The 16,135-nt window shown below is 39.9% G+C and carries 16 protein-coding genes and 1 riboswitch; of the genes, 5 read left to right on the top strand and 11 right to left on the bottom strand.

Annotated features, from left to right (window positions below):
• Positions 1 to 2 precede the first annotated feature (2 nt).
• Both ACFQZ9_RS22350 and ACFQZ9_RS22345 read left to right on the top strand, forming a co-directional pair.
• Positions 3 to 1,223, top strand: coding sequence for a glutathionylspermidine synthase family protein (locus tag ACFQZ9_RS22350; protein ID WP_498945475.1), 1,221 nt, complete (start codon positions 3 to 5; stop codon positions 1,221 to 1,223).
• Positions 1,224 to 1,234: 11 nt separating this feature from the next.
• Positions 1,235 to 1,621, top strand: a complete 387-nt coding sequence (locus tag ACFQZ9_RS22345; protein WP_198311561.1) for a DUF350 domain-containing protein — start codon at positions 1,235 to 1,237, stop codon at positions 1,619 to 1,621.
• A gap of 36 nt (positions 1,622 to 1,657) precedes the next feature.
• Here the strand turns inward: ACFQZ9_RS22345 and ACFQZ9_RS22340 are convergent, their stop codons facing one another.
• A complete protein-coding gene (locus ACFQZ9_RS22340; protein ID WP_498945473.1) occupies positions 1,658 to 2,686 on the bottom strand; it encodes an ion channel in 1,029 nt (342 codons plus the stop codon).
• Positions 2,687 to 2,963: 277 nt separating this feature from the next.
• Between ACFQZ9_RS22340 and ACFQZ9_RS22335 the strand changes: the two genes are divergently transcribed.
• A complete protein-coding gene (locus ACFQZ9_RS22335; RefSeq protein ID WP_498945472.1) occupies positions 2,964 to 4,367 on the top strand; it encodes an amino acid permease in 1,404 nt (467 codons plus the stop codon).
• A 410-nt stretch (positions 4,368 to 4,777) separates the two neighbouring features.
• On the opposite strand, the gene ACFQZ9_RS22330 is transcribed toward ACFQZ9_RS22335, so the two are convergent.
• From ACFQZ9_RS22330 to ACFQZ9_RS22295, 8 genes are all read right to left on the bottom strand, one after another.
• Complete coding sequence (locus tag ACFQZ9_RS22330; RefSeq protein WP_198311558.1) at positions 4,778 to 5,230, bottom strand: threonine/serine exporter family protein; 453 nt, start codon at positions 5,228 to 5,230, stop codon at positions 4,778 to 4,780.
• Positions 5,231 to 5,248: 18 nt separating this feature from the next.
• On the bottom strand, positions 5,249 to 6,010 hold the full coding sequence (locus tag ACFQZ9_RS22325) for a threonine/serine exporter family protein (protein WP_198311557.1): 762 nt from the start codon (positions 6,008 to 6,010) through the stop codon (positions 5,249 to 5,251).
• 54 nt (positions 6,011 to 6,064) lie between these two features.
• Complete coding sequence (locus ACFQZ9_RS22320; protein WP_498945471.1) at positions 6,065 to 6,262, bottom strand: hypothetical protein; 198 nt, start codon at positions 6,260 to 6,262, stop codon at positions 6,065 to 6,067.
• Between the two features lie 21 nt (positions 6,263 to 6,283).
• Positions 6,284 to 6,595 (bottom strand): hypothetical protein, encoded by a 312-nt coding sequence (locus ACFQZ9_RS22315; protein WP_498945470.1) that lies wholly within the window; start codon positions 6,593 to 6,595, stop codon positions 6,284 to 6,286.
• A 41-nt stretch (positions 6,596 to 6,636) separates the two neighbouring features.
• Complete coding sequence (locus tag ACFQZ9_RS22310) at positions 6,637 to 6,867, bottom strand: hypothetical protein (protein ID WP_498945468.1); 231 nt, start codon at positions 6,865 to 6,867, stop codon at positions 6,637 to 6,639.
• 84 nt (positions 6,868 to 6,951) lie between these two features.
• Positions 6,952 to 7,950, bottom strand: a complete 999-nt coding sequence (locus tag ACFQZ9_RS22305; protein WP_498945467.1) for an ABC transporter permease — start codon at positions 7,948 to 7,950, stop codon at positions 6,952 to 6,954.
• A 2-nt stretch (positions 7,951 to 7,952) separates the two neighbouring features.
• Entirely contained in the window at positions 7,953 to 9,437 is a 1,485-nt protein-coding gene (locus ACFQZ9_RS22300; RefSeq protein WP_498945832.1) for a sugar ABC transporter ATP-binding protein, read from the bottom strand.
• Between the two features lie 89 nt (positions 9,438 to 9,526).
• Positions 9,527 to 10,642: a sugar ABC transporter substrate-binding protein gene (locus ACFQZ9_RS22295; RefSeq protein ID WP_498945466.1), complete on the bottom strand. Its 1,116-nt coding sequence runs from the start codon at positions 10,640 to 10,642 to the stop codon at positions 9,527 to 9,529.
• 123 nt (positions 10,643 to 10,765) lie between these two features.
• Positions 10,766 to 10,874: riboswitch (SAM riboswitch) on the bottom strand.
• A gap of 235 nt (positions 10,875 to 11,109) precedes the next feature.
• Here ACFQZ9_RS22295 and ACFQZ9_RS22290 point away from each other — a divergent pair.
• Complete coding sequence (locus tag ACFQZ9_RS22290; protein WP_498945831.1) at positions 11,110 to 12,285, top strand: MFS transporter; 1,176 nt, start codon at positions 11,110 to 11,112, stop codon at positions 12,283 to 12,285.
• A gap of 34 nt (positions 12,286 to 12,319) precedes the next feature.
• Here ACFQZ9_RS22290 and yfkAB read toward each other — a convergent pair whose 3' ends face one another.
• A complete protein-coding gene (yfkAB, locus tag ACFQZ9_RS22285) occupies positions 12,320 to 13,438 on the bottom strand; it encodes a radical SAM/CxCxxxxC motif protein YfkAB (protein WP_498945465.1) in 1,119 nt (372 codons plus the stop codon).
• Between the two features lie 167 nt (positions 13,439 to 13,605).
• Positions 13,606 to 15,735: a RecQ family ATP-dependent DNA helicase gene (recQ, locus tag ACFQZ9_RS22280; protein WP_498945464.1), complete on the bottom strand. Its 2,130-nt coding sequence runs from the start codon at positions 15,733 to 15,735 to the stop codon at positions 13,606 to 13,608.
• A 196-nt stretch (positions 15,736 to 15,931) separates the two neighbouring features.
• Between recQ and ACFQZ9_RS22275 the strand changes: the two genes are divergently transcribed.
• Positions 15,932 to 16,105, top strand: a complete 174-nt coding sequence (locus ACFQZ9_RS22275) for a hypothetical protein (RefSeq protein WP_198311550.1) — start codon at positions 15,932 to 15,934, stop codon at positions 16,103 to 16,105.
• The last annotated feature ends 30 nt before the right edge of the window (positions 16,106 to 16,135 follow it).

Below are 16,135 nucleotides of genomic sequence, written 5' to 3'. Positions count from 1 at the left end.
GTATGTCCATTTATAAAGAAAAACGAAAGCAATTTTATTCAAACTTTCCTACCTTTTGGTCAGACCTGTATGGGGGAGAATATAGTCTCTACCATATTTTTGAAATCACAGAACAAACCCGTATGCTTCTTCGTGAAGCAACAGAACGGATGGGGAAGATCTTTTTCAAAACAGCTAGGCTTCTTCGTACTCTACCCGATGAACAGCTTCTCGAGCTTGGTTTCCCACATTCCTGTTTGCCATTCATCCGGATGAAGACTCTTTATCCTGAAACAGTTATCGGAAGATTTGATTTTGCTTTAACCAAAAGTGGATTCAAAATGCTTGAGTTCAATAGTGATACTCCGACGTTTATCGCTGAATGCTTTCAAATCAATGGAAAAGTTTGCACGGATTTTGGATATCATGACCCTAATCGCAGACAAGAAGACCTTCTTTCCTCCGGAATTACGAGGGCAGTACTTGATGCAACAAATAGGAATTCATCAGCAAATATTGTCTTTACAGCTCATGACGACCATATAGAGGATTGGAATACAACTCAATATTTAGGCGGGCTCTGCCAAGTTAAGAATAAGATTTTACCAATGTCTGAGCTTAGTATAACGGAAGATGCCTTACTTGATTCTGACGGTATTCCGATTGATGTTCTGTACCGTCAAACCTATCCTCTTGAACACTTGGTGGAGGACCGTGATCCAAGAACGGGGGATTATGTCGGGATTGAATTATTGCAGCTTGCCAAAGATGGAAAAATTGCAATTTTAAACCCAGTTTCGGCTTTTCTGCTTCAGCCTAAATCCATTCAAAGCTTAATTTGGGGACTTACCGAGAATAGAGCGTTTTATACGGAAGAAGAACAATGCTGGGTTAAAAAATATATGCTGCCAACCTATTTGGAGCCGGATGCTTTTATTGGAAACCAGGAGTTTGTTCAAAAGCCATCGTTTGGGAGAGAAGGGGACACCGTGACGATTTGGGATAAGAATTCTTCTGTTAAAGTACAAAATACTTTTCAAACCTATGCGGATGAACTGCCCATTTATCAAGCATATGCACCGCTTCCAACTGTTACCCTTGAAACAGAAAAGGGCATGGAGGAACTTTCTTATGTGTTTGGGTCCTTCTTGATCGGCGGTAAACCGAGCAGTATCGGGATACGCGCCGGCGGAAAAATCACTGGAAATGAATCTTATTTCTTACCAGTGGGCATTAAAAATTAGGGGGATTGTTTATGGTAAGTTTTTTGAGTTATTTAGCCGTTTCACTTGTTCTTTTGCTGGTGGGGCTATTTTTAATGGAAATCACAACGAAGGTTAAGGAATTTTCCTTAATGGCAAAGGGAAATAAAGCTGCTAGTTATGTGCTCGGAGGAAGAGTATTAGGTCTTGCAATTGTCCTATACTCGACTGTTGCTAATTCCATTTCCCTTACGGATATGGCTTTGTGGGGGGCAGTCGGAATTTTGGCACAGATTATTGTGTTTTATTTAGCGGAATGGCTCACGCCGCGTTTCAATGTAATGCAAAGTATTGAAGAAGATAATCAAGCAGTTGGACTTTTTCTGATGTTTTTATCGGTTTCAATTGGGCTTGTCATCGCAGGCTGTTTGACGTACTAATAATCAAACGCATCTAATTCTAGATGCGTTTGTTTTTTATAGCTTCTGAAATGTTTTTCGATCACATATCACAAATAACTGGGCCTCTTTTGGAATCGGCTCATTCCATTTTTTAAGAATGTTTAAATCCTTCCGATCAGCAATAAGCTGTGCCCCCATTTCCTTAAGGGATTCATATGCCTCACCGTACGTTATCCATTTCGGGTTGACCTCTATCTCCCAAAGATCACTGCCTTCATCCCCGTCCTGACGGCTCAGCAATTGGGTAAACAGATGACTTGCTCCCTTATTCTGAGCAGACTTTGCCATCAGATTGGAGACCGATTCATGCGATAAAATAAACTCATCAATTTTGACATGTTTAAAATTGCCCACATGCTTTTCATTCAAAATCTCAGCAATCGTGTAAATATTTTTTTCCGTGTCCTCATCATATCGTTCAATGGAAGAGGCAACAAGCAAGGTTTTCCCATCAGCCAAATCCGGATTCGTAATCCCATCTGATGCAAACAACAAGACAGCTTTCGATTTTTCAATCTTCGCTTTTCTTAATGTCTCTTCATCCGTTGGACTTCCTTGAATATAATGAAACCGTTCATGTTCATAAGGTGTTTTCTCTAACTCATCAATCAGGACAATCTCCGTTTTAGGTCCGCCTAGGAAAAGTTCTTGGATGGTATTCTTACTTTTTGTTGTCCAACCAATAATAACGAAATGATCCTCCCCTCTGAATGCCATTCTTCCTTCCTCCTTCATTTTTTTGATTTGGGATAAGCTGTCGACAATCATCCCAATCACCGTTCCAAATAAACCAATACCCGCCGTATAAACAATCACCATTGCCCAAATTCTCCCTAATGGGGTAGATGGATACACATCTCCATACCCAACAGTGGTCATCGTTGTTAAGATCCACCATACAGCATGCAAAGTACTTTCAAAGGTTTTAGGCTCAATAACCCTCATAACTTCAGCATTGATAAAAATAAAAAGAATAGTAAAAATAAGGACAATCCGGTATCGATACCGGGAAGCTGTTAGAAACAGCCTTCGAAAAAACAGCATGTGTCCCCCTCCTTTTCCACCTAAAAAGAAGGCATTTCTACCTTCTTTGAGGATTTCTGTAACCAATCCACTTTCCTTATTTTGCTAAGAGTATTATATCATTGGAAAATCCTGCACTGGTTTATATTTTTAAAAAGGATCTCTCCTAAGTCGCTTTAGAGGAAAATTTTTGGGTATATACAAAATATCGTTCATTCCTAAAAGCTTATTCCTTTCATGAAAAGCCTTATTCAGGGAATGCTATCAGCGAAATATGATGTCAGAAAGGGGAGTTTATATGCACAATGATCAGGTGATAAAGCAGACGGTTGCCCATAAAAAATCAGAAAATCAGGAAAAGGGAAAATCCTCTGTACTCGCTTGGTGGCAGCTTTCTCTTCTTGGAATCGGTTCGGTCATCGGAGCTGGCTTTTTTCTTGGAACAGGTCTATCCATTAAAACAGCCGGTCCTTCCATTTTATTTAATTACTTAATTGCTGGGTTTACGGCCTTTTTTGTTTTTAGCGCGCTTGCAGAAATGACCGTCAGGGACCCTCAGCCCGGCTCGTTTCGAACCTATGCAAAAAATGCCTTTGGGAACTCAATGGGTTTTGTTTCTGGATGGATGTATTGGTTATCCGGTGTGTTTATCATGTCAAGCGAGGCAGTTGCGCTTGGAACCTTTACCCGATTTTGGTTCCCTCACGTTGCCTTGTGGATCTTTACGGTTTCCTACGTGGTCATTGCCTTTGGAATCAATTTATTAGGGGTTAAAAACTTTGGAAAAATCGAATCGACGTTTGCAATGATTAAATTATCTACGCTCGTGATTTTTATTCTTTTTGGTGCCTTTCTGTTATTTCATTTCATTTCCCCGCCAACGTCTCCCTTAAGGGGATTTACAGACTTTCACCATATGCTGCCAACAGGAATGAAAGGAATGTGGTCTGCTTTAATCTTTGTGTTTTTCTCTTTTGGCGGAATAGAGATCATGGGAATTGCATCAAATGAATTGAAAAATCGTAAAGAAGTTCCAAAGGCCGGCAGCAGCATGCTGATCGCCCTAGTTTCTGTATATATTTTATCGATTTTCTTTGTCCTTTATATGGTTTCGTGGACGAAAATCAATGAATCGAAAAGTCCTTTTGTTACTTCCTTATCTGTTTTTCATATTCCCTTTATTGATACCATTCTCAATTTCATTATTATTAGTGCTGCATTTTCAACCATGATTGGTGCACTTTTTTCCGTCACCAATATTTTAATCTCTCTTTCCCAAGATGGCGATGCACCAAAAGGGCTGGCAAAGAAAAACGGGCGAGGTACTCCAGTGAAAGCATTGTTTTTAACGGGTATTGCTTTAGCCGCCTCCCTTGGCCTATCGTTTATTTTACCGGGAAAAATATACGAGTACATTACAACGGCCGCAGGTGTGATGCTGATTTTAAACTGGACGATTATTCTTTCGTCCCAAATTAAATTGCGGAAAAGCGATACTTCAAAAACTTTTAAAATGTTTGGATATCCTTTTACCTCTTATTTAGGAATTGCCCTAATCATTATCGCAGTCTCAGGGGGTCTTCTTCATGCCACTCAAAGAATGGGAGTCTTTATTAGCCTGGGCCTAATCGGGGTGATAATACTAAGTTATTGGGTCATTTTTAAGACAGGGCTCATTTCTCATAGTAAGGCTGAATCGTAATAATTTAGCCTTTTTCAAATTTATATTTGACAAAAACCACATTCACCTGTAAAATAATGTCTTGTGCTTTACAAATTATGTAACTTGGAATTTAGAAGAGAACGCAAAGTAAGAATTTTTTCTGGCATTCTGCTTATGTTTTAATAGAAACTATTCACACTGGATCGGCTTCGGAGCCGTAAGGATGTAAGAGAGGTAGGGCTTACGTCGTTTAGGGAAAACCATCAGTGGAACAGTAACCGCGGCAATTGGTATATAAAAACAATCATATCTAAATAAATTTTTACCTTGCGATGGCTGATAGCATTGGCAACCATTCACAAGTTACGATAACAACCCCAATGAGGGTTAAAGCAAAAAAGGCAGAGGGCATTTGTCCTCTGCCTTTGCCAATTTTATATCAAAAGAATTTATCCTCGAAGCTTCATCCTTTGATGTTTTATTTTTCGAATAACCTGGTTTAGTACCTCTGAAAAAATTAAACCAAAAGCAATTGCCCCTGATAACATCAAAACATTGGCTGCATTTCCTAAAGCCTGATTATAATCATTTTCCACAAAATTGCGCATCGCATCATAAGCAAGTCCTCCGGGAACGAGAGGAATAATCCCGGCTACGCTGAAAATAATCACAGGAGTCTTGTAAAATTTCGCTAGTACATGACTAACCACGGCAATAAATATTGTTGCTATCCAGGTCGCTAAAACTGCATCCCCAAAATAATCTTCAATGACATAGTAAATAAGCCAGCCTCCCATGCCAATCAGACCACATTTTATTAACATATTCTTAGGAGCATTAAAGATAATTCCAAAGGCACCCGTTGCAATAAAACTCGTAATTAATTGGGCTAAAATATTCATCCTCTGCCCTCCTTGCTTTTATAAAAATGACAGGACGATTGCAATACCTGATCCGATGGCAAAGGCAGTTAAGAATGCTTCCGCCCCTTTTGACAAACCTGATACTAAATGGCCGGCCATCAAATCCCTGATTGCATTGGTAATTAATAGTCCGGGAACCAAGGTCATAACAGAGCCAATGATGATCTTATCCAACTCTTGACCGATTCCAATTTTTACAAATATAAAGGAAAGCAGACCGATTACAAAGGAAGCTAAAAACTCAGAAAAGAACCTAATAGGTACAAAACGGTGAAAGTAAATATTACTCAAATAGCCAAGACCGCCTGCAATCATGGCCGGGATGAAATCATTCCAGCCCCCGTTAAACATAATCATGAAACAGCCGCTTGCCAAGGAAGCTGCCGCCACTTGAACCATAAACGGAAACGTTAAGGTTAACGAGTTAAGCTCCTTTAGTAATTTTAGCGCTTCTTTTGGGCTTACTTCTCCGCTGCTAATTCTGCGTGAAATACTGTTGACCATCGCGACTTTCTTTAGATCTGTAGATCGTTCAGAAATCCGAATAAGTTTCGTCTTCGTAGGCTCTGATCCTTCTGCTGAAAAAATGATCCCTGTTGGCGTTACATAACTATGTGAATTTTCTATCCCAAAGGCAGCGGCAATTCGCATCATTGTATCTTCTACCCGATAGGTCTCCCCGCCGCTCTGGAGCATGATTTTCCCTGCAAGAAGACATACTTCCATAATTTCATAGGTTTGTGATGCTTGATTTTCCATTCAATCTCTCCATTTATCCTTTAACATTCAGATAAATTACAGTTTAAATCAAAATCAAGTGAATAAGCAATCTTCAATTCTTATGAAGAATGTTTTCACCATTTTTCCAACAATTTCGGCCTTCATCGACCTTATGAAGGACGTTTTCACCGTTTTTCCAACAATTTCGGCCTTCATCCCTCTTATGAAAGACGTTTTCTCCTTTTCTCCAACAATTTCGGCCTTCATCCCTCTTATGAAAGACGTTTTCACCGTTTCTCCAAAAATTTCGGCCTACATCAACCTTATGAAGGACGTTTTCTCCTTTTCTCCAACAATTTCGTCCTTCATCCCTCTTATGAAGGACGTTTTCACCGTTTCTCCAACAATTTCGGCCTTCATCCCTCTTATGAAAGACGTTTTCACCGTTTCTCCAACAATTTCGTCCTTCATCCCTCTTATGAAGGACGTTTTCACCGTTTCTCCAACAATTTCGTCCTTCATCCCTCTTATGAAGGACGTTTTCACCGTTTCTCCAACAATTTCGGCTTTCATCCCTCTTATGAAGAATGTTTTCACCATTTCTCCAACAATTTCGTCCTTCATCGACCTCTTTCGTGACTAGCGGCTTACCCCAGCAGAAAAAGTCACTCACCAATATTGTTTTCAAACCATTCCTGGAGCTCTATTAAAGAATTGAAACTGAAAATCTCTTCCCCGTTCTGCCCATTATCGGTGCCTGTATTCCCTCTTAAGGTAACTTGACCTTCATCACCGGAAATTAAAATGGCATAGGGATGGTTTACATTGATGTACCTTGCATCCAAATCATTGTCTACCCAATTTTTACTCCGCAAAAACGCTTCATAGTTTTCCAATAGAATCCCTCCTATCCCCTTATTGTGCCAATTTATAAAAAAATAAGACCCCTTCGCCAACACGAAAAGGTCCATTACAATCCTCTAAGATTTTTGCTTATAATACGTAATCGCCAGCGCAAAGGCTAAAACTGTTCCTTTGACGATATCCATTGCATAATAAGGAACAGACAACATGACGAGTCCGTTTTGAAGAATCCCAATCAAAACAGCTCCGATAAAGGTTCCAAATGCATTCGCTTTTCCCGCCCCAAGAACAGAAAAACCAATAAAGGCAGCGGCAACAGAGTCCATCAAATACGGTGCCCCAGAATTGATCTCCGATGTCATGACACGAGAGGCAAGAACAATCCCGCCAATCGAAGCAAAAAGTGCTGAAAGCAGGTAGGCTGCCACCTTATACTTATTAACCGGAATCCCTGAAAGCCTCGCTGCCTCCTTATTCCCGCCAATCACATACATGTAGCGTCCATGCTTCGTATAGTTTAGAAAAATATGAACAACTAAAACTGCAACAGCCATGATGATGATAATCCACGGAACCTCACCAATTTTTGCAAAAAACGGACTAATAAGACCTTCCGCCATTGTTCCATCCGGCATCACCATATTTTGCGAAACGGTTGCCCCTTTTGTATAAGTTAACGCAGTCCCTTGAATGATAAACATCGTCGCCAACGTCATCAACATATCCGGAATCCGCATTTTTACAATCATGAAGGAATTCAGGGCCCCGACCACAATAGAAGCGGCAATTGCTGAGATAATCGCAACCAATGTATTTTGTGAAAACCAAACAAACATCGTAATCACGATAGCATTGGAAAGCGAAGCGACGGACCCAACTGATAAGTCGAACCCATCAACGGATAACGATATTGTGATCCCAATCGCAATAATCGTTACAATTGAAATCGAACGAAGAATATTAACGATATTGCTTCCTTGAATAAAATTTGAATTAACAGAGGAAAAAATAATGATAAGGGCAACAATCGTGATGATCGTTCCATACTTATAAAAAAAGTGAAACAGGTCAAATGCTTTTTTCTCTTGTGTCTTAGTTGTAATATTTGCTTCCATTATTACCTGCCTCCTGTTGAATAGAATAAAAGCTCTTCTTCTGTTGTTGATTTCGTTTCCAATTCCTTTACCGCCCGTCCATCATATAAACAATAGACCCGATTCGTGATGCCGATGATTTCGGAAAGCTCTGAAGTTGCATAAAGAATGGCCTTCCCGCGATTCGCCAATTCTGCAATTAAATCAAAAATATCCTTCTTTGCGCCAACATCTACCCCTTTAGTTGGTTCGTCAAAAATATAAACATCCGCTTCGGCAACGAGCCATTTCCCAATTGCAACCTTTTGTTGATTCCCTCCAGAAAGGTTTTGTACCTTTGTTTCCTCTGATGGCGTTTTAATTCCAAGGCGTTGAATAAATTGTTTAGCATTTTCCTTCTCTTTTTTTCGATCAACAAAACCCAACATTTTCGTAAATCGGTTTAAATTTGCAGCCGTTAAATTCGTTTCAACGGACTCAAGGACTAGAATCCCCTCTTTGCGCCTTTCCTCCGGCACTAACGCTACCCCGTTCACTACTGCATCATGTGGACTGCGCAGTTTCAGCTTTTTGCCATGTAGAATAATTTCGCCCGTGGTCAATTTTTCCGAACCAAACAACGCCTTACATAGTTCGGTTTTTCCTGCCCCCACTAATCCGGCAAGCCCGACAATTTCTCCCGATTTCACATGCAGCGTTAAATCGCGGATTTTATCTTGATCTGAAACTCCGTTTACCTCAAGAACAATGTTTCCAATTTGAGTAGGTAGTTCGGGGAACTGCTCCTCCAACTTTTGGCCCAGCATCTTCTCCACAACTTTATTTTGCGTTGTTTCCGCTATTCTTTCTGTCGCGACCCATTCACCGTTTCTCATAATGGTAATTTCATCGCAGATTCCGAATATTTCCGGAAGGCGGTGGGAGATAAAAATAATCCCAACATTTTGTTTTTGTAGATCCCGGATGATTCGGAACAGCTCTGTTGTTTCGGTATGGCTTAACGGTGCTGTCGGCTCATCTAAAATTAAAAATTTACATTGCTGGGAGATTGCCCGTGCAATTAAAACCATTTGTTTTTCCGCAAGTGACAGCTCGCTAACCAGCTTTTTCATAGAAATTTCAATGTTCATGCCTGCTAATATTACAGCCGCTTTTTCATGGAGTTCCTTCCATTTAATTATCTGCTTTTTGCCCATACTATGAACTGTTTCAAGCAGCATGATATTTTCGGCAACCGTTAAGTAGGGGATAAGTGCAGTGTCTACTTCTTGATAAACAATTTGAATCCCGGCATCTTGTGCATTTTTTGGCGTGCGAATGTCCTGCTTTTGACCATTCATCGCAATTTCACCTGAATAGTGGCCGTAAGCACCGGAAAGCACCTTCATTAATGTGGATTTACCGGCACCATTCGCCCCAATCAAAGCATGTACTTTTCCGGTTTCCATTGAAAAATGAACATGATTTAACGCTTTTACCCCAGGGAACTCAATTGATATGTTGCTCATTTCTAATGTTGTCTTTTCCAACGTGTTATCCCCCTTTCAAGAAAACACTCTCTTCATCAACTGAAAAAGAGAGTGTAACCAGAACTGCTTTATTTCTTATAATGATCTTTTAGAGTCTTCATCCAATCCTCTTCAAATGCAGTAGATTGACCCCATCCCGGTATTATATCTGCTAGATTGACCATATTAACCGGCTGTTTAGACTTTTGCAAATCACTTTGAGATACAAGCGACGCTTCAAGGTCATATGATTTTGGAGTTTCTTCTTTTGCTAGTTTCTTTGCTAGTATTCTCATATCAACGGCACCAATCAATTTAGGATCAACGGCAGCCGTAGACTTCCAAGCACTACCTTGGCGCTGAATTTCTTGTAAATCGGAATTGGAAACATCAATTCCATAGATTTTTACTTCTTCACGGCCTGCTTCTTTCAAGGCACGTGCGGCACCGATTGCGAATGCATCCCATGTAGCAAAAATCGCATCTAATTTGCCTTTTGGATATTTATTAAGCATCGCGGCAACTGCATTTTGCGTTTGGACACTTGTATCAGCAGCGGCTACTCCAAAGCGGTCAACCTCTTTGATACCAGGATTTTTCTTAAGAACATCTTGATAAATCTTATTTCTTCTTACCATTGCCGGGAATCCGTCTACCCAAAGATATGCAATATTAGCTTTTCCGTTTGTATCTTTTACTAATTGATTAAGGGTTAATTGCGCTAGCTTTTCATCATCTTGAGAAGTTAACGTGACACCATCCACATCCGCTAGTTTTGGATTTGAGTCGAAGGTAACAACGCTTTTCCCTTTTTCAACAATCTTCTTCACATCATTGACGGTTGCATCATCATCTCCATGCGAAATAATGTAACCATCATAGTTTTGATCCAATGCTTGGTTAATCGCATCATGGAATTTTGCAGTATCTCCATTAGCCGTAAATACATCGACTTGGAAGCCAAGTGCTTCCCCTTCTTGCTTGGCACCAGCTAAAAATTGTGCTGTATGATCGTCTCCACCGATTTTACGGATGACCTTAATTTTAAAATGATTTCCCTTGGCATATGCAGCTGGTACGCCTTTTAATGAAACATTTTTGTCTCCGCTTGCTTGTTTTGTTGTACCCCCGGAAGCACAGCCTGTTAAAAGCAGTGTAGCGGCTAGTGCTGAAACGAGTGTACTTTTTAATAGATTTTCCCCCATCTTTCATGCTCCCCCTTTTTTCTATTGCTGTCCTATACCAAGTTGGAGGGTCCCTTTTTCTGAAAAATAAAAAACCTCTCTGAAAAGAGAGGTTTAAAATCACTAGTAAAAGGGATTTCTCCTCTCTTATCTCTCAAAACAACTAATTGTTTTGCAGGATTTAGCACCAATTCCGATTAGGAACGGTTGCTGGGCATCATAGGGCCAGTCCCTCTGCCACTCTTGATAAGAGAACGCAATATTATATGAATCTAGTTTTTATAATAAACTTATTTTAACTCCTATTATCAAATTGTCAATAGTGTTTTGAATATTTTTAATAGAATAACTTTAACTATTTCTAATGAAACTTTAATTGTAATAAAATTAAATTCGGCACTATAATATTTAGATAAACGAAATATTTTTAGAAAGAAGTGCTAATTATCGTGTATCAACAGGAAAGTGCAAAGCGAAACCTAAGGATCATGTGGTTTGCCAACTTTTTTGTTGGCGGCAGCATGACGATGGTGCTGCCTTTTATTTCACTATATATTGAGTCGATGGGGAACTTTTCAGAAAAATATGTTCAGCACTGGGCTGGATTAACGTTCGGTATCACCTTTGTGTCCGCTTTTATCTTCTCACCTATTTGGGGAAAAGTTGGCGACCGGTTTGGCAGAAAAAAAATTCTCATTTATTCCGGAGTAGGAATGGGAACCTCCATTTTACTAATGGGGTTTGCCCACACTGTTTTTCAATTATTTATGCTCCGCTTCTTTATGGGGTTTTTCTCTGGTTTTATTTCCATGTCTCAGGCATACATTTCTACTCAGACACCGAAAAATATTGCTGGAAGAGTATTGGGGACACTTCAGACAGGCAGTATTACCGGTTCCTTATTGGGTCCTATGCTTGGGGGTGTTTTAGCGGATTCACTCGGCTATGCAACCTCTTTTAAATGGACATCTATTTCCATTTTCATTTCAGCCTTTTTGGTTATATTCACCAAAGAGTTCCGCATTGAAGCCAACAAAAGCACGAAATCTCATTACTCAAGTAAAGAGGTTTTAATGCATATCATAAAAAACCCTGTTTTTTTAACGGTTATTTTACTTTCATCTCTTGAACAGATTGCTCATTTTAGTGTTCAGCCGATTCTTTCTTTATTTGTCAGTGACCTGCACGGAAAAACAAATGTGGCATTTTATTCTGGAATTGCTTTCTCCGCAGCTGGCCTGGGAAACTTGATGATGACGAAACGATGGGGGAAAATCTCGGACAAGTACGGCTATACGAAAATCTTAATTACCCTACTCTTGGCGGCGGGACTAATCTATTTACCAGGGGCCGCTGTCACACAGTTTTGGCAGCTGGTTATCATCCGTTTTGTTCTTGGCGTTTTAATCGGCGGCGTGGTTCCAACTCGAATTGCTTATATCCGGCAGGAAGCACCGATTGCAATGCAAGGAGAGGTGCTTGGTTATAATACAAGTTTTCGTTTTTTCGGAAATATTATCGGACCGATGCTCGGTGGTTTTATTTCCGGAACTTTTGGATATTCCGCCGTATTTATCAGTACAAGCGCCTTACTTATTATTAGTGGGTTGATTTTATTTGCTGCTGTCCACTATCAGCCAAAGCTTTTAAAGCATACAGCATAGGCCGCATGTGAAAACATACGGCCTTTTCTAATCGCTATTTTGCTATTTTCGCTTCTAAACTAGTAAAATCAATCTCTTTATAATAACTGTTCTTCACTAAAATATTCGGACCAAGACAAGAAACCGCCGGACAGTGACAATTCAATTCATTTGCGATACTTGAAGTTTGCCAAGCTTGATAGGCATCCTCAAGCCTTGTCGTTTGAATATTTCCAAGCGCCGGGGTATCGCCAAAATCCGTGACAATAATATCACCGTTGAAAATGTTTACATTTAAACGTGAACGGCCGTCAGGATCATTTCTCACGGTAACATTTTTGCTTTCGTATAGTCGTCGCAAAAGATTCATATCCTCTTGGTTATGGCTGCAAGGATAGAATGGCAGCGTCCCAAACAGCATCCACACATTTTCATCTCTAATGTCTAGTAAATGATGGATCGCCCCTCGAATTTCGTCCAGTGTTAATGTCTCAAGATTGCTGGCAAAATCACTTGGGTACATCGGGTGCACTTCATGACGCTGGCAAAGCATTTCCTCAACAATTTGCCGGTGAATTTTTTCTAAATGAGGCAATGTCCGTTTATTCAACATCGTTTCCGCCGATACCATTACTCCCGACTTTACGAGTTCACGGCTGTTTTCTATCATTCTTTCAAAGTATTTTTCTCGTTGACTGTATTCAGGCTGCTTTTCCATTCTGGCAAAGCCTCCTTCTACAAAGTCATCTATCGTTCCCCAGTTATGTGAAATATGTAATACATCCAGATATGGAATAATTAATTCATAACGGTCTAAATCCAGCGTTAAATTAGAATTAATCTGTGTCCGCACGCCACGCTCATGAGCATATTTTAAAATGGGTCCCACATAATTTTTTACCGAGGAAAGGGAAAGCATCGGCTCACCGCCAGTGATACTTAGCGATCTTAACATCGGAATTTCCTCTAACCGCTGCAGCAGTAAATCAAGGGGAAGTGCTTCTGGGTCCTTTGACTGTAGAGTATACCCTACAGCACAATGCTCACATCGCATATTACAAAGGGTTGTCGTGGTGAATTCAATATTACTTAACTGAAGTTTTCCATATTGCTCAACATCTAAATAAGCTTCCCACGGATCAAACAATGGGGTAATTTTCTTCATATTTGGCATGATAAATCTCCTTACTATCAGTCTTTCAAAACCTTTCCCATTCTAACATAAGATATTCTCTTAGCAAGAAAACCATGACCCAAAAGGCCGCAATCAATTATTTTTGCGGCCCCTCAAATCTACATTATTTTCAAATTCCCGGGAAATATCGACAAAAAGCTATATGATTATTTTTCTTTACTCATGAAATAAAGATAGCCCTTTATCATGAAATAGCTGACTTCGTCCGGCAGAAGCTCCTTAATCGGCTTTAAGCGCTCACGACCTGCTTCTTCTACCGCTTTTTCCAATAAATGAACGTATTCAGAAGGAATAATCGTTGAAAACTCAACCCCTAATCCCTGCTGAGCACATTGAATTAAATGGTTTTCGATAGTACTAATAGATAAATCTCTCTGTTTTGCAATCTCTTTTAAAGATAAGTTGTTTTGAAAAAGTTTAAGGGTTTCCAAATGGGAATCCCCTACTGCTTTTTTCGTAGGCTTTTTTGCCGGTTGTGCTTCAGTTATGAGCTCACTTTGGTAATCGGGATGCGCCTCACAAAATTCACGAATTGCCTGAATAAAATCGAGACCATACTTTTTCAGCTTCATTTCACCAACACCGCTTACTTGTAAAAACGCTTCACTGGATTTCGGCATTTTGGCGCACATATCCTTTAATGCTGCATCTGAAAAAATGACAAATGGCGGTACTTTTTCCGCCTCGGCAATTCTTTTTCTGACTTCACGTAGTTCTTCAAATAATGGATCGCTTATCGATACTTGCTTAACAGTAGCAATTTCCCTTCTGTGAACCTGCTGTTTTCCCAAAAGAACTTCTTTCCCCTTGGGCGGAACATAAAGTGTTGGAAAGGTTCCCTGTTCAATCGCGATTAATTCTTGTGAAATCAAAAACTCAATGAAATCACCGACATCCTTTGCACCTTGGTCCTTCATGATTCCATAAGTGGTGAGCGTGTTAAACCCCATATCGGTTACTTTTTTATTTTTTGAGCCTGTTAACACTTGCGCAATAAGTGTTTTTCCGAAACGTTGCCCCATCCGGATAATACAAGACAACACCATTTGTGCTTCCTTCGTAACATCCACACTCGAACGGGAATCTAAGCAATTTCCACATCTGCCGCATGCTTCAGTTTCGGTTTCCCCGAAATAATGTAAAATAAATTCCTGTAAGCAGTTTTCGGTGTGGCAGTAATCCACCATCTGCTGCAGTTTTTCTAATTCCTGCGTCATTCGGCTGCGGTCACTTGATTGGTCAATTAGGAAGCGCTGAATTTGCACATCCTGTGAGGAATGCAAAAGAATACATTCACTATCAAGACCGTCTCGTCCTGCACGCCCGGCTTCTTGATAATAGCTTTCCATGTTTTTTGGAAGCTGAAAATGGAGGACATATCTTATATTGCTCTTGTCTATTCCCATTCCAAATGCTGATGTAGCAACCATCACGGAGGCTTTATCCTTCAAAAAACGATCCTGCTCTTGGGCGCGTTCCACATCTCCCATCCCAGCATGGTACCGTGAGACCTGTATGTTTTCCCTCTTTAATTTTTCATAAAGCTGGTCGACATTCTTCCTGGTTGCGGCATAAATAATCCCGGTTTCCTTTTCATTTTTTTTAATATAATCAATAAGAAATTTAAAACGATCCTGACCCTTAATAACAGAAAAAGAGAGGTTCTCCCGTTCAAATCCTGTCATTACCGTGTTCTCTTCATCAATTTTAAGCAGTGTGCAAATATCTTCACGAACTTTTGGAGTTGCCGTTGCCGTCAAGCCAATGACAATTGGTTTATTTGGAAGTATGCTGACCATTTGTTGGATATGACGGTAGCTTGGGCGGAAATCATGTCCCCATTGTGAAATACAATGGGCTTCATCAACAGCTACTAACGGAATTTCCATTTGTTTAAGGTCCTCAATGAATTCCTGAGATTCCAGGCGTTCTGGTGCTATGTATAAAAGCTTGTATTTCCCCTGTTTAGATTCCCGTATTCGCTCATTTGCTTCGTTATAGCTTAGGGAACTGTTGATGAATGTCGCAGGAATTCCTGCCTGGATAAGAGCATCGACTTGGTCTTTCATTAAGGAAATCAGCGGTGAAATGACGATGGTTGTTCCCGGAAGCACCATTGCTGGGATTTGATAGCAAATCGATTTACCACCTCCGGTCGGCATTACACAAATCGTATTATTTCCCTCTAATACAGAGCGGATCGCCTGCTCTTGACCCTTACGGAAGGATTTGTACCCGAAATACGTTTCTAATATAGGAAGAGCTTGTTGAAACAAACTTAGTCACTCCTTTCTATTAAAAAAACTCGTATTTCCATTATACGAGTTTTTGAGCATCGAATTCTATAGTCATATAAGGAGCTTTTTTTGGACAGAACTTGATGTAGAGTGAAGTTACAATTAATGGGTATTTTTTTTAATGAGACAATCCATTACAATATAAGTAAATCAAAGACCTAAGAGGGCATCACAGATGAAACCATTTAAAGAAAAGAAAAAACACAAGAAAAAGATTCGCCATTATGTATTTGAAGAAATCCTCGAATGTATTTTTGAGGGGATATTAGGTCTGATATGGAGATTAATTGTAGGTTTTTTTCACCTTTTAGCCCGGTCGATTGCCGCTGTTTTTCATCATTTTTTTTAAATCAAAGGTTGTCAAAAAGCCAAGCCGCTT

Origin of the sequence: Neobacillus sp. GCM10027624 (genome assembly GCF_042675345.1) — a bacterium.
GTDB classification, from domain to species: Bacteria; Bacillota; Bacilli; order Bacillales; family Cytobacillaceae; genus Neobacillus; species Neobacillus cucumis_D.
The sequence above is the reverse complement of the archived record's forward strand: the minus strand, read 5'-3'. Positions and strand labels throughout refer to the sequence as shown.

What these genes read in the sequence shown, in the direction of transcription:
- ACFQZ9_RS22350 (WP_498945475.1), top strand. Translation starts at nt 3, where the DNA reads ATGTCCATTTATAAAGAAAAACGAAAGCAATTTTATTCAAACTTTCCT.
- ACFQZ9_RS22345 (WP_198311561.1), top strand. Translation starts at nt 1,235, where the DNA reads ATGGTAAGTTTTTTGAGTTATTTAGCCGTTTCACTTGTTCTTTTGCTG.
- ACFQZ9_RS22340 (WP_498945473.1), bottom strand. Translation starts at nt 2,686, where the DNA reads ATGCTGTTTTTTCGAAGGCTGTTTCTAACAGCTTCCCGGTATCGATAC.
- ACFQZ9_RS22335 (WP_498945472.1), top strand. Translation starts at nt 2,964, where the DNA reads ATGCACAATGATCAGGTGATAAAGCAGACGGTTGCCCATAAAAAATCA.
- ACFQZ9_RS22330 (WP_198311558.1), bottom strand. Translation starts at nt 5,230, where the DNA reads ATGAATATTTTAGCCCAATTAATTACGAGTTTTATTGCAACGGGTGCC.
- ACFQZ9_RS22325 (WP_198311557.1), bottom strand. Translation starts at nt 6,010, where the DNA reads ATGGAAAATCAAGCATCACAAACCTATGAAATTATGGAAGTATGTCTT.
- ACFQZ9_RS22315 (WP_498945470.1), bottom strand. Translation starts at nt 6,595, where the DNA reads ATGAAGGACGAAATTGTTGGAGAAATGGTGAAAACATTCTTCATAAGA.
- ACFQZ9_RS22305 (WP_498945467.1), bottom strand. Translation starts at nt 7,950, where the DNA reads ATGGAAGCAAATATTACAACTAAGACACAAGAGAAAAAAGCATTTGAC.
- ACFQZ9_RS22300 (WP_498945832.1), bottom strand. Translation starts at nt 9,437, where the DNA reads ATGAGCAACATATCAATTGAGTTCCCTGGGGTAAAAGCGTTAAATCAT.
- ACFQZ9_RS22295 (WP_498945466.1), bottom strand. Translation starts at nt 10,642, where the DNA reads ATGGGGGAAAATCTATTAAAAAGTACACTCGTTTCAGCACTAGCCGCT.
- ACFQZ9_RS22290 (WP_498945831.1), top strand. Translation starts at nt 11,110, where the DNA reads ATGTGGTTTGCCAACTTTTTTGTTGGCGGCAGCATGACGATGGTGCTG.
- yfkAB (WP_498945465.1), bottom strand. Translation starts at nt 13,438, where the DNA reads ATGCCAAATATGAAGAAAATTACCCCATTGTTTGATCCGTGGGAAGCT.
- ACFQZ9_RS22275 (WP_198311550.1), top strand. Translation starts at nt 15,932, where the DNA reads ATGAAACCATTTAAAGAAAAGAAAAAACACAAGAAAAAGATTCGCCAT.